10 protein-coding genes are annotated in these 12,424 nt (G+C 55.9%); 7 read left to right on the forward strand and 3 right to left on the reverse strand.

Features of this window, described 5'->3' with window-relative positions:
- The first annotated feature begins 387 nt into the window (after positions 1 to 387).
- The 7 genes from ACYU87_RS26550 to ACYU87_RS26580 all read left to right on the forward strand — a co-directional run bounded on the left by ACYU87_RS26550 (position 388) and on the right by ACYU87_RS26580 (position 10,354).
- Positions 388 to 732, forward strand: a complete 345-nt coding sequence (locus ACYU87_RS26550; protein ID WP_461137035.1) for a DUF6660 family protein — start codon at positions 388 to 390, stop codon at positions 730 to 732.
- 112 nt (positions 733 to 844) lie between these two features.
- A complete protein-coding gene (locus ACYU87_RS26555; RefSeq protein ID WP_461137036.1) occupies positions 845 to 5,335 on the forward strand; it encodes a CusA/CzcA family heavy metal efflux RND transporter in 4,491 nt (1,496 codons plus the stop codon).
- The gene (locus ACYU87_RS26560; RefSeq protein ID WP_461137037.1) at positions 5,335 to 6,558 is read left to right on the forward strand and encodes an efflux RND transporter periplasmic adaptor subunit; all 1,224 of its coding nucleotides are present in this window, start codon (positions 5,335 to 5,337) and stop codon (positions 6,556 to 6,558) included. The genes ACYU87_RS26555 and ACYU87_RS26560 overlap by 1 nt, the downstream gene beginning before the upstream one ends.
- Positions 6,559 to 6,562: 4 nt before the next feature.
- A complete protein-coding gene (locus ACYU87_RS26565) occupies positions 6,563 to 6,898 on the forward strand; it encodes a hypothetical protein (RefSeq protein ID WP_461137038.1) in 336 nt (111 codons plus the stop codon).
- A 24-nt stretch (positions 6,899 to 6,922) separates the two neighbouring features.
- Positions 6,923 to 7,660, forward strand: a complete 738-nt coding sequence (locus ACYU87_RS26570) for a ZIP family metal transporter (RefSeq protein ID WP_461137039.1) — start codon at positions 6,923 to 6,925, stop codon at positions 7,658 to 7,660.
- 52 nt (positions 7,661 to 7,712) lie between these two features.
- Positions 7,713 to 8,348 (forward strand): hypothetical protein, encoded by a 636-nt coding sequence (locus ACYU87_RS26575; protein WP_461137040.1) that lies wholly within the window; start codon positions 7,713 to 7,715, stop codon positions 8,346 to 8,348.
- An 8-nt stretch (positions 8,349 to 8,356) separates the two neighbouring features.
- Positions 8,357 to 10,354: a heavy metal translocating P-type ATPase gene (locus ACYU87_RS26580; protein WP_461137041.1), complete on the forward strand. Its 1,998-nt coding sequence runs from the start codon at positions 8,357 to 8,359 to the stop codon at positions 10,352 to 10,354.
- A gap of 55 nt (positions 10,355 to 10,409) precedes the next feature.
- Here the strand turns inward: ACYU87_RS26580 and ACYU87_RS26585 are convergent, their stop codons facing one another.
- From ACYU87_RS26585 to ACYU87_RS26595, 3 genes are all read right to left on the reverse strand, one after another.
- The gene (locus ACYU87_RS26585; RefSeq protein ID WP_461137042.1) at positions 10,410 to 10,661 is read right to left on the reverse strand and encodes a hypothetical protein; all 252 of its coding nucleotides are present in this window, start codon (positions 10,659 to 10,661) and stop codon (positions 10,410 to 10,412) included.
- Between the two features lie 254 nt (positions 10,662 to 10,915).
- On the reverse strand, positions 10,916 to 12,157 hold the full coding sequence (locus ACYU87_RS26590) for a hypothetical protein (RefSeq protein WP_461137043.1): 1,242 nt from the start codon (positions 12,155 to 12,157) through the stop codon (positions 10,916 to 10,918).
- Between the two features lie 22 nt (positions 12,158 to 12,179).
- Entirely contained in the window at positions 12,180 to 12,308 is a 129-nt protein-coding gene (locus ACYU87_RS26595; protein WP_461137044.1) for a hypothetical protein, read from the reverse strand.
- Between the last annotated feature and the right edge of the window lie 116 nt (positions 12,309 to 12,424).

Raw genomic sequence — 12,424 nt, forward strand, 5'->3', positions numbered from 1 at the left:
CAAGACACTTTTCTAGGCTTTGGCATGCTTTTTCTCAACTAAGAATTGCAGACAATGGTAGGAAGTCTTAGTTGTCAAGTCAGATGTTGAAAAATCGATTTGGGAAGCAGAGTTGTGCAACAGCCACGGGCGTTTGAAGAGACGCTTTCCTAACAGTTATACTAGGCCTAATATTGGTATAACCAAACAAAGAGGCGGACGGCCGCTGCCGCCGGGCCGCCACTGCCGCCGTTGCGCTGAGACCTACCGCCAAATGGCACAAGGAGCGCCTGAGATAGTAGCTTAAATAACGATTCACCTAGTAAACCACTTGCTCTGGTCGGGAGCGGATTACGGAATTTCTTTTTGACTCCCTGTTGCACAAGCTTTTGCCGTACCTTTGCTGCTGTGAAGTGGTTGACCCTCTTGTTATCCGTCTATCTCCTTGGCCTGTCCCTTTGGCCCTGTGCAGATGAATCGCTGCTCCCTACCGGGCAGTTGGGGATAGTTGTGGGCTGGTCTTTTACAACGACTGAGTCGGATGCCGATCATCAACACGAGCATGATGCCTGTTCGCCTTTTTGTACCTGCGCCTGCTGTGCTGTCACAATTACGACAGTTTCCCGATTCCATTACTCGCTTACGCCTTCGGTCGAGATTATCCCGAGGGATGTAGCTTCGTTTCATTACGTATCGGCTCCCTTGTCCGATATGCTTACGGCCATCTGGCAACCCCCCAAACTCCGGGTCTGAACACCCTTTCCGTTCACGGCTAAATACTCCTCCACACCTTGCTCAATGGAGCTGGTTGTGCGATTAGCGCGTGTATGGCATCCTCCTATTGTCCATTTGTTCAGATTCGTTTATGCTGGATTCCATTATTCGTTTTTCCATTCGGAATAAACTCATTATTGGCCTGTTTACCCTAGCCCTGGTGATCTGGGGCGGGTACTCGCTGAGTCGGTTGCCCATTGATGCCCTGCCTGATATCACTAACAATCAGGTGCAGGTCATTACCCGCAGCCCCGCGCTGGCGGCTCAGGAAATTGAACGGCTCGTGACATTTCCCATTGAGCAAACGATGGCCACTATCCCCCAGATTGTGGAAATCCGCTCGATTTCGCGCTTTGGGCTGTCGGTCGTTACCCTGGTCTTTACCGATAAGACCGATGTTTATTGGGCCAGGCAGCAAATTAGCGAACGCCTGACCGAAGCCCGCAGCCAGATTCCCGCTGGTACGGGCGAACCCACCATCGGCCCCGTTTCGACGGGTTTGGGCGAGATTTACCAATACGTGATTTACGCCAAACCCGGCTTTGAACATCGCTACTCGCCGACCGAACTGCGTTCTATTCAGGATTGGGTGGTCCGTCGTCAACTGTTGGGTACGCCCGGCGTGGCCGATGTGAGCAGTTTTGGAGGCTTGCTGAAGCAGTATGAAATTGCCATTGATCCTGATCGATTGCGGTCTTATGGGCTGAGTATTGGTGATTTGTTTACGGCTCTCTCGCGTAATAACCAGAATACAGGCGGAGCGTATATTGATAAGAAACCGAGTGCTTATTTTATCCGTACGGAGGGGCTGGTGACCAACTTAGACGACATTGGGCGGATTGTGGTCCGGCGCACCACGGGCCGACCATCCAGTCCGGGAACCCCGGTGCTGATTCGCGACGTGGCCACGGTGCAGTTTGGTTCGGCCGTACGCTACGGTGCCCTGACGCGCAACGGCGAAGGCGAAGCCGTGGGTGCGCTGGTGCTGATGCTTAAGGGCGAAAACGCCAACTCCGTGATTGGAGAGGTAAAAACGCGCATGGAGCAGATTCGCCGGACGCTACCCGAAGGCGTGGATATCCATGCCTTTCTTGACCGGTCCGAACTGGTGGGCCGGGCCATTGGTACCGTCACCAAAAACCTCATTGAGGGCGCATTGATCGTTATTTTCGTTTTGATTCTGTTTTTGGGTAACCTACGGGCGGGATTAATTGTGGCTTCGGTGATACCACTGGCGATGCTGTTTGCCGTCAGCCTGATGAATCTCTTCGGCGTATCGGGCAACCTGATGAGTTTGGGGGCCATCGACTTCGGTTTAATCGTGGACGGGGCCGTCATCATCGTTGAAGCGTCACTGCACCATTTGGGACTCAGCAAACTATCGCGGCTCACCCAGGAGCAGATGGACGAGGAAGTCTATGAATCGGCGAGTCGGATTCGTGACTCAGCGGCTTTCGGCGAGCTCATCATCCTGATCGTTTACCTCCCCATTCTGGCCCTGGTGGGCATTGAAGGCAAGATGTTCGGACCGATGGCGCAGGTAGTGGCCTTTGCCATTGCGGGGGCGTTTATTCTCTCGCTGACCTACGTACCCATGATGTCGGCGCTGTTTCTGAGCAAGACCATTGCCCACAAACCAAACGTCTCCGACCGGATGATGGCGGTTTTTCACCGGGGCTACGAACCCCTGCTGCGGGGAGCCATGCGGATGAAAATCCTCGTGCTGGCGGTGTCGGTTGCCTTGCTGGCCGGGACGGTATGGCTCTTTACTACGCTGGGGGGTGAGTTTATCCCCCAACTGAACGAAGGCGATTTTGCTGTGGAAACCCGGATTCGTACCGGCAGTTCGCTCAGCCAGACCATTGAAAAAACCGAACAGGCCAGCCGACTGCTAAAAAAGCAGTTTCCCGAAGTACGCGAAGTTATCGGCAAAATCGGCGCGGGCGAAATCCCGACCGACCCCATGCCGGTAGAAGCCTGTGACCTGATGATCATTCTCAAGCCACAGGATGAGTGGACATCGACGGGCAGCATGGACGAATTGGCCACCAAAATGGCTGAAGCCCTCGAAGTCATTCCGGGCGTAGAGTTTGGCTTTCAACAGCCCATTCAAATGCGCTTCAACGAACTGATTTCAGGGGCTAAACAGGACGTGGCCATCAAGATTTTCGGAGAAGACCTGGCCGAACTAACCCGGCTGGCAGGTCAGGTGAAGGGTCTGGTTGGCCAGGTATCGGGTGCCACAGACCTGTATGTAGAGCAGGTGTCAGGATTACCCCAGATTGTGGTGCAGGTAGATCGCGAGGCTCTGGCCCGCTACGGCCTGAGCGTGGAGGAGGTCAACCAAACGGTCTCGGCGGCTTTCGCCGGGCAGCGCGCGGGATTGGTTTACGAAGGCGAACGGCGGTATGACCTCACCGTGCGGCTGGCCCAGAATCAGCGGAGCAGCATCGAGGATGTCCGCGCCCTGACCATTCCCGTTCCCGATGGACCCGCCGTGCCGCTGGCTCAGTTGGCCAGTGTGGAACTACGACCCGGCCCCAATCAGATTCAGCGCGAAGATGCCAAACGGCGGCTCACGGTGGGCTTCAACGTGCGGGGCCGCGATGTGGAAAGCACGGTACTGGAATTACAGCAAAAAATCAATGACCAAATCAAGTTTCCGACCGGCTACTACGTTATCTACGGTGGGCAGTTCGAGAACCTGATTGAAGCCCGCGACCGGCTGTCTATTGCCGTGCCAGGGGCACTAGCCTTGATTTTTGGGCTGCTGTTTCTGACGTTCGGTTCAGTCCGGCAGTCGTTGTTGATTTTCTCGGCTATTCCGCTGGCGGCTATCGGCGGGGTGTTGGCCCTGTGGCTGCGTGATATGCCGTTTAGCATCTCGGCGGGTGTGGGCTTCATTGCCCTTTTCGGCGTGGCCGTATTGAACGGTATTGTGCTCATTGGGGAATTCAACCGGTTGCGGTTAGCCGGTGAAACCGATTTAGTCAAAGTCATTTTTGAGGGAACCGCCGTGCGGCTGCGGCCTGTGCTGATGACGGCGACGGTGGCTTCGCTGGGCTTTCTGCCGATGGCCCTGTCGAGTTCAGCCGGGGCTGAGGTGCAGAAACCATTAGCCACGGTGGTTATTGGTGGGCTGATTACGGCTACGCTGCTGACCTTGTTTGTGTTACCGGTGCTGTATGTGCTGATTGAACGGCGGTTTGGCAAAAATTTCGGTCAAACCAAATCCGAAGTCAAACCAGATGTAGTACCTGTCCCGGTAGCGAACTGGCTGCTGATCGGGCTGGTCGGGCTGGGTACGTTGGGGTCGCCAACAGCTCAGGCCCAAGTTACGGCGCAACCAAGCGTGGCCCGACCCAACCCGGTTCAAGTGGGTAGCGGGGGCGGTCTTTCGCTGGCGCAGGCACTGCAACAGGCATCCACCAACAACCCTCAACTGCGGGTGTCACAACTCAATGTCGACTACCAGCAATCCCTACGGGCAACAGCGGGCGATGTGGGCAAAACTGATATTGCCACCACCTTTGGCCAGTATAACAGCCGGTATTTTGACCAGTCGTTTACGGTCGGGCAGCGGTTGCCTAACCCGGCCCTGGTGCGGGGGTTGCGTTCGCTGGCCGATGCCCGCACCACCGGGGCCGAAGTTGACGGGCGGCTAACCCGCGCTGAACTGGCCCGGCAGGTGAAAGCTACATACTACCAGCTTTGGTACGTGCAGTCGCTAGCGGGTTTTCTGCGAAGCCAGGACAGCTTGTACGCGGCCATTGCGCAGGGGGCAGCCGTACGGCGAAGAACCGGCGAAGGGACGCTATTGGAACAGACAGCCGCCGAGGTGCAACGCCGACAGGCGCAAACGGCTCTGAACCAGAATGCCTTGGATCAACAGATCCTGGCCCGGCAGTTGCAGACCCTGCTGGCTTCCCCCGCCCCGCCCACCATTCCTGATACGCTATTGACCGAGCGAACGCTGCCCGGCGTGGATGGGCTCGTCGTAGACGCGGAGTGGCTGGCACAAAACGCCGAGCTGACCCTGCTGGGGCAACAAATAGAGATTGCCCGGCGTGAAACCGATGTAGAAGCCGCCCGGCTCAAACCCGATTTCACGGTGGGCCTTACCAACCAGTCGCTACAAGGCGTTCAGACCCTACCCAACGGGGCCGGTGATCGGTTCTACGGATTCGGTAGTCGCTTTACCTACGGGCAGGTGGGTATGTCGATTCCCCTATTTGCCAGAGCGGGCAAGGCCCGTGTAGCCTCCGCCCGGATTGGACAAGAGCGGGCCGCAGCGCAACGCACGGCCCGGCAACGGAGTTTGGAAGGCGAGGTAGCGACGACGATTCAGAGTTATCAGAAAGACCGGCAGGCCCTGACCTACTACCGCGAATCGGCCCTGCCCCAGGCTGCGCTGATTCGGGAGCAGGTCACCAAATCGTACCGGGCGGGCGAAATCGGCTACGTCGAACTGCTACAAAACCTCCGAACTGTCAGTGAGATTCAGACCGGCTACTTAGCGGCCCTCAACGACTTAAATCAAACCTTAATCAATCTCGACTTTTTGTTGGGACGTACCGACTAATGAAACGAATCCATCTGCTTATCCGTCCTATTCTGCTGTTCGCCCTGCTCACCGGAGCGTCGTGCAAACAGAAGCCCGAAGAAGCCAAAGGCGATACGGCAATCGCTCCATCAGCTACCGCAACCGCCGAAGCGGAAAAAGAAGAAGCGGGTTTGATTGAGCTGACCGAAGCCCAATACCAGACCGTAGGTGTGAAGCTGGGTCGGTTGGAGCAGCGGCAAATGAGCCAGTTAATTCGCGTCAACGGCTCGCTGACGGTGCCGCCCGGTCAACAGGTGTCGGTATCGTCGCCCTACGGCGGCATTCTTGAATCGGCGAATCTGCTGGCGGGTTCGCCCGTCCGGCAGGGGCAAACGCTGGCCGTGCTGGAAAATCCCGAGTTTATCCGCATTCAGCAGGAATATCTAGAAACGATCAGCCAACTCACCTTTCAACAGCAGGAATTTGAGCGGCAGCGCGAACTGAGTCGCGAGAACGTGGGTGCCCTCAAGACGCTGCAACAGGCTACGGCTCAATTGGGTACATTACGGGCGCGGGTGGGCGGGCTTCGGCAGCAACTCGCGCTGTTGGGCCTGAATCCGGCCCGACTTACCCCCGAAACCATCACCCGTACCATCAGCGTTCGTGCGCCCATCGGCGGTACGCTCACGCAGGTCAACGTGAACCGGGGGAGCTATGTGGCGGCTAACGACGCGCTGTTCGAGATTATGAACACGGCTGGTCTGCTGGCCGAGCTAACCGTGTTTGAGGGGGATTTGGCCCGCTTGCAGATGGGTCAGCGGGTCAGGTTGTCGGTCGTGGGCGTGGCGGGCGAACGCACGGGCCGTATTAAACTCATCAACCGCGAAGTAAATACGGACCGGACGGTGAAGGTCTATGCGAGTTTAGACAACCCGGCTTCGGGTATGGCGCGGCCCGGTACGTTTGTCAAGGCGGTCATCGAAACGGGTGCAGCTACTGAACCGGCCCTGCCCGAACCGGCAGTGGTTCAATCGGGCAACAGTAGTCAGATTTTTGTATTTGCCGGAAAAGAAGACCACGAAGGCACTTCCCACTACCGTTTCCGGCCAGTGCCGGTGCGGGCGGGTGCGGCTCAGAATGGCTACCGGGCCATCACGCTGCCCACCGGCGTAGCGGCTGATGCGCAGGTCGTCCTGGCGGGTGCGTATGATATTCTCTCGGCGAGTGCCGGGGGTGAAGAGGGGGGCGAACATGGACACTAATCGCATGGAACGAATCGACTCCGTATTGCTAACGCCAACGGGTAACAAAGTCCACCTGCACGCCCGCGATACTATTCGCAGCGTGAGGGTGAATCGCCTAGTATCAGAAAACGAGCGGACGTTTGCCCACTACCCGGCCCTTTCGCTCTCTATTGCTGACGAAGCGGGTTTGGTGCTGTGGAGTGAAGAAATATATGCCTATGCGCTACCGGAGAAACCTGACGAAGCCCGGATTGAAAGCACGTTTGCGATTTGGGAAAGCCTGACCATCGGCATCGAGACCCACGGGGAAGCCCTTGATTTTTCAATTCGGGTGTATTACACATTAAACCCAGACTGAGATAAACCCTTATTTAGTTTTGCGATGACTCCTCTGTTTCAACAGATCATTACCTACGCCCTGCTGCCAACCCTGGCCCTGACGGGCGGGGGGCTGCTGGCCCTGTTTATCCGTTTTGGCGTTCAGGCTCGGTCGGCCATTCTGCATTTTGCGACTGGGTTGGTATTCTCGGTCGTAGCGGTTGAGATTTTGCCCGACGTAGTCCGGCTGCACAGCCCGGCCCTGACCACCGTAGGGTTTGCGCTGGGAATCGGGCTGATGCTGTTGATCCGCTACCTGACCGCAGCCCCAGCAAACCAAGAAACAGCGGCAGTCGTTTTGGTGACCCGCTTACCAACGGCGTTTCTGCTGGCTATCGGGGTCGATCTGTTTATCGACGGGCTGCTGTTAGGAATTGGCTTTGCGGCTGGGGCCAAAGAAGGAGTGTTACTGGCGGTCGCTTTGGCCGTAGAAGTGCTCTCGTTGGGACTGGCTACCGCTACCTCCTTGCAGGAAAAAGGGCTGTCCAACGCCCGAATTATGAGTTTGCTGGCCGGGATGTCGGCCCTGTTCTTTGGGAGCGCACTGGCCGGGGCCACCTTGTTGCACAACCTGCCCGAAACGGGTTTAGACCTTGTGTTGTCGTTTGGTCTGGCCGCCCTGCTGTTTTTAGTAACGGAAGAGCTGCTGGTGGAAGCCCATGAAGCGGAAGAAAAACCCTGGTTAACCGCTATGTTCTTCGGTGGGTTTTTGTTGTTTCTAATTCTGGGAATGATTTCCTGATAGGTAGATTTTTATCTGTATTGTGCATTAAAAAGCAAAATAACGAAACTAGATGCTCTGGAACTTACTGATTGGTAGCGTTTTACTGGGGTCTATCCACGCGGCCATTCCCAATCACTGGTTGCCGGTGGTGCTGATTGGCCGCGCCGAGGGCTGGTCGCAGCGCGAAACGCTGGGCGTGGTGGCCTTGAGCGGATTCTTCCATACACTCAGTACGGTGGTGCTGGGCATCGTCATCGGGGCCATCGGCGTGGAGGTTTCCGAACGGCTTGAAGCCCAAACCCGGCTGATTGCCTCGTTGCTGCTAGTGTTTATGGGGCTGATTTACTTTGCCATGCATGATGCCAACACTGCCCATGAACACGTACCCAAAGGGCTGGTGGGTCGCTCGAAAGCTGCCATTATCACGACCCTGTCGGTGGCCATGTTGTTCTCGCCCTGTTTGGAGATTGAAACCTTCTTTTTCACGGCGGGTACGCTGGGCTGGACTGCCATCAGCACGTTGGCCATAGCGTATACAATCGTGACCATCGCCTGTATGGTAGGGCTGACTGCTCTCTCGTACCGGGGGCTGGCCCGCGTTAATTGGCTCGGCGTGAATTCGCACTGGCTCGACCATAACGAGAAACGCCTGACCGGGGGCATCCTGATTGCCCTGGGTATTTTCACTTTTTTCATTGAATTCTAAAATTAGCTATGGCACACGATCACGACCATGATGGTCACGACCACAACGACGGTGATGATGTCGAACTGATTGAAGCAGGCACCACACCCGCAGCAGCGGCCAGTAAAGAAGGGCCTGACCAGGCCTGGCGCACCTACCTACCTGCCATCATCAGCTTAGTGCTGTTGCTGGGTGGCATCACGCTGGATTACGTCAAACTAAGCTGGTTTAAGGACCCGGTCTGGAGGGATCCTATCCGGCTTACCTGGTACGTGGTGGCTTACCTGCCCGTTGGTTGGCCGGTGCTGCGCCGGGCGTGGAGCAGTATACTTCGTGGTGATGTATTCACCGAATTTTTCCTGATGGGCGTGGCTACCCTCGGTGCGTTTGGTATCCGCGAATACCCCGAAGGCGTGGCCGTGATGCTGTTTTACACCATTGGCGAATTGTTTCAGGATGCTGCCGTACTCCGGGCACGTCGAAGTATCAAAGCCCTGCTGGATGTTCGCCCCGACGAGGTAACTATACTCAAAAACGGACAGGCGCAGACCGTTAAAGCTGCTACGGTGGCCGTTGGTGACGTTATTCAGATCAAACCTGGCGAAAAAGTAGGGCTGGATGGCACCATGCGTTCTTCCTCAGGTACTTTCGATACGGCGGCTCTGACGGGCGAAAGCGTCCCCCGCACGATTGAAAAAGGAGAAGCGGTGCTGGCGGGCATGATTAACCGGCAGTCGCTGGTCGAGATGGATGTCACCACACCCTATCAGGATTCCAAGCTGTCGCGCATTCTCAAATTAGTGCAACAGGCTACGGGCCGGAAAGCGCAGACCCAGGAGTTCATTGCCCGTTTCGCCAAAATATACACACCAATCATCTGCCTGCTGGCGGTGCTGATTACCGTGGTGCCGTACTTCTTTGTCGCTGACTATCAGTTTGCCGACTGGTTATATCGGGGTTTGGTCTTTCTGGTCATTGGTTGTCCATGTGCGCTGGTGATCTCTATTCCACTGGGTTACTTCGGCGGCATTGGTGCCGGATCGAAGCAGGGTATTTTGTTCAAAGGCTCGGTGTTTCTGGATTTGATGACGCAGGTTAAAACCGTCGTCATGGATAAAACTGGTACGTTGACCAAAGGCGTGTTCAAGGTGCAGGAGGTGAAACCGGTAAGCATTGACGCGAAGGAACTGGCCCGGCTAACGGCCGCGCTGGAAAGCAAATCCACGCACCCGGTGGCTACGGCCATCATCGAGTATGCAGGTACGGGCTACGAGTCGGTCACGGTCGAAAACGTCGAGGAAATTGCCGGGCATGGACTGAAAGGGATAGTAGACGGGAGGGAAATGCTGGCCGGCAACGCCAAACTACTCCGTAAGTTCAATGTATCGTTCGATGAGATCCTGACTCAAATTCCGTTCACTATCGTCATGACGGCCATCGCCGGACAGTTTGCGGGCTATTTCACCATCGCCGACGAGATCAAACCCGATGCCGCCGACGCGGTAAAACGCCTGAAGGCCGATGGTATCCGCACCGTGATGCTGTCGGGCGACAAATCGGCTGTGGTCGAGATCGTCGCCAAACAGGTGGGCGTGGACGAGTGGCACGGCGATCTATTGCCCGAAGATAAAGTGGCTCAAGTCGAACGGCTCAAAGCCGATTTAGCGAACAACCTTAAAGCAAAGCTGGCTTTTGTGGGCGATGGCGTGAACGACGCGCCGGTGGTCGCCTTGGCCGACGTGGGCATGGCGATGGGCGGCTTAGGTTCGGATGCGACCATCGAAACGGCAGATGTCATTATTCAGAACGATGAACCCAGTAAAATTGCCACAGCCATCGACATTGGCCGGGCCACCCGCCGGATCGTGTGGCAGAATATCACCCTGTCGATGGCGGTCAAAGCCATTGTCCTGATCCTCGGCGCGGGCGGATTAGCCACGATGTGGGAAGCCGTTTTTGCCGACGTGGGCGTAGCGATGCTGGCCATCCTGAACGCAGTGCGGGTGCAGAATTTGACGTTTAAGTAAGCTCTGAGACAAAGAAACACCCCGCAGCCTATAGGTTGCGGGGTGTTTCTTTGTCTTAAACCATAAAATTACCCACGACACCAGCGGCCACTGGATCGCTGTGGCCGCTGGTGTCGTGGGTCTCGGCGTGGTGTTCCGCAGCCGCCTGTGCATGCTGATCGGCTAAATTGTGATGACCATAGGCCACATAAGCCTCGTGGGCCTCTTTTTCGTGATCGCCTGCTTCGTGAAGTTGCTGGGCATTCTCGTGATACTCGGCAGCTTTACGGAAGTGGTAAGCGGCCTCTTTATGATGTTCATGTGCCATACTAAACGTTCGTGAAAAAAGGTTGGCCCAAAGCCGTCACTCAGGTACTGGCTTTACATCCAGATAATCTTTTTGTGTCTTTTATTCTTGAAACATGGAAGTGGGTTGGGTTGTGCAACAGCCACGCCCCATTTAAAAAGCAGATTCATGGAACCTATCTTGTTTCAAGTAGGAGCGTTTTTTTAAGACAGCAATTTTTTGATGCCTGTCCAACACAATCCGTAGCATACGCAGTTCGCCGGTCAACTCAAGAACTACTCGGCGTCAACGGATATTGCCTGATCGGCTTTTCGGACCAGCCGGATTGTTGCTGGGAACACCAGACCGGGATCGCTACGACGGGCGATGGTTTTCTGAAGTATACGAAGCGTTCGGTTGACTTTTCCGGTGAAAACCGGCTTCCCAGCGTATAGGACAGTTATCGGCTTGTCGAGGTTCATCATTCGGTCGTTCAGCCGAATCAGTAAGGTGTCGTAGTCGTTTTTCTCGATGCGGATCGTGTTACCGGCATATGCCGCGATGACTTCCCGGTTGGTCTTTGCCTGATCGGCAGGAACGGCCAGCCAGTAAAAGTCAGGGTGTGTTACGTCGTCCTGCTTCCAAACAACTTTGGTCGGGATGGGATTACGCCGAAACTGCATCATCCACGACACAGCGACCGTATCTTCCCGTTGCATCCAGTGACTACGCCCTTCGTGAAGCTGTACCTGGTGCTTGTAACCACCGGGATCGGCAGTTTGTAAACTGTCGAGCAGTCGGCTCCAGTGTTCGGCAATTTTGTTGCGTTCATACGCCTTGTCGAGTGCACCCATGTGCAGCGCGAAGCCGATGTTACGCAGGTTGACGGGTGTTACTTCGTTGGGGTGACCAGCCATCATGGAAGCCGCTGCCCAGCGGTCGGCCATACGGGGGGCTAACTGGTAGACGCCATCTCCCCCGGCCGAATAGCCCATGACATACACCTTGTCGGGGTTAACGCCTTCGGCCAGTACAGCTGCTCGGATCAACTCATCGAACAGGCTGTCAATGTGCACTTCATGCCAGAGATTCCAGGTGTCGGTTGGGGCGCGGGGTGCTATGTAAACGCCTTCGGCCGGCTTGTAAAGCCCAATCTGGTTTTTCCATTGTTGATCGTTGACGTTGGCCGGCGCATTGCCACCACCATGCATCGAAATAAACAGACTGCGACCGTCAGCGGGCTTCGTGCCGAAGATGCGGTACTCGAATTTTAGGACATGGTCTCCCTGCGCAATCGCTTTGTTGGTCCAGCTTTCACGTAGCTGGTCAGCCTGTTGACGCTGTTGGTCAGTGAGTAGCAGCGTCGTTGCGTCGTTGGCTTCGCGCTTTGACAGTGGTTTTTGGAAGGCAGCCGTCGTCAGGGAAGGGCGTTGAGTGACGGGCTGCGCTAACCAGTTTTTCAGCGCGGCTACCGACTGTGCCTGCCCAGCCGTAGCGGTAACCACGACCGTCAGCAGGGTGTATATCGTATGTTTCATGGATAATTGGAATTTGTCAGGGTTAGTTACGTTGGTTGTTAACGGTGTAATTAGCGGGGGTAAGTTTCCAGTCGTTGTCGAAGAAACCGGCCATTCGCACACCCTGACTGCCGCTACGAACCATATCCAGCCCGAAAATCAGGGAATCCACTGGCACCAGCAAAATACTGGTTCGCCGATGCCGCCCGCATACCCTTGAGCCCCGTTCCGACCGCGACCGATGCCGTCGCCGATCCGTTGATGGGCCACACGAAGTAAGCGACCAGA

It is taken from the genome of Spirosoma lituiforme (assembly GCF_054776635.1).

What these genes read in the sequence shown, in the direction of transcription:
- ACYU87_RS26555 (WP_461137036.1), top strand. Translation starts at nt 845, where the DNA reads ATGCTGGATTCCATTATTCGTTTTTCCATTCGGAATAAACTCATTATT.
- ACYU87_RS26560 (WP_461137037.1), top strand. Translation starts at nt 5,335, where the DNA reads ATGAAACGAATCCATCTGCTTATCCGTCCTATTCTGCTGTTCGCCCTG.
- ACYU87_RS26565 (WP_461137038.1), top strand. Translation starts at nt 6,563, where the DNA reads ATGGAACGAATCGACTCCGTATTGCTAACGCCAACGGGTAACAAAGTC.
- ACYU87_RS26570 (WP_461137039.1), top strand. Translation starts at nt 6,923, where the DNA reads ATGACTCCTCTGTTTCAACAGATCATTACCTACGCCCTGCTGCCAACC.
- ACYU87_RS26575 (WP_461137040.1), top strand. Translation starts at nt 7,713, where the DNA reads ATGCTCTGGAACTTACTGATTGGTAGCGTTTTACTGGGGTCTATCCAC.
- ACYU87_RS26580 (WP_461137041.1), top strand. Translation starts at nt 8,357, where the DNA reads ATGGCACACGATCACGACCATGATGGTCACGACCACAACGACGGTGAT.
- ACYU87_RS26585 (WP_461137042.1), bottom strand. Translation starts at nt 10,661, where the DNA reads ATGGCACATGAACATCATAAAGAGGCCGCTTACCACTTCCGTAAAGCT.
- ACYU87_RS26590 (WP_461137043.1), bottom strand. Translation starts at nt 12,157, where the DNA reads ATGAAACATACGATATACACCCTGCTGACGGTCGTGGTTACCGCTACG.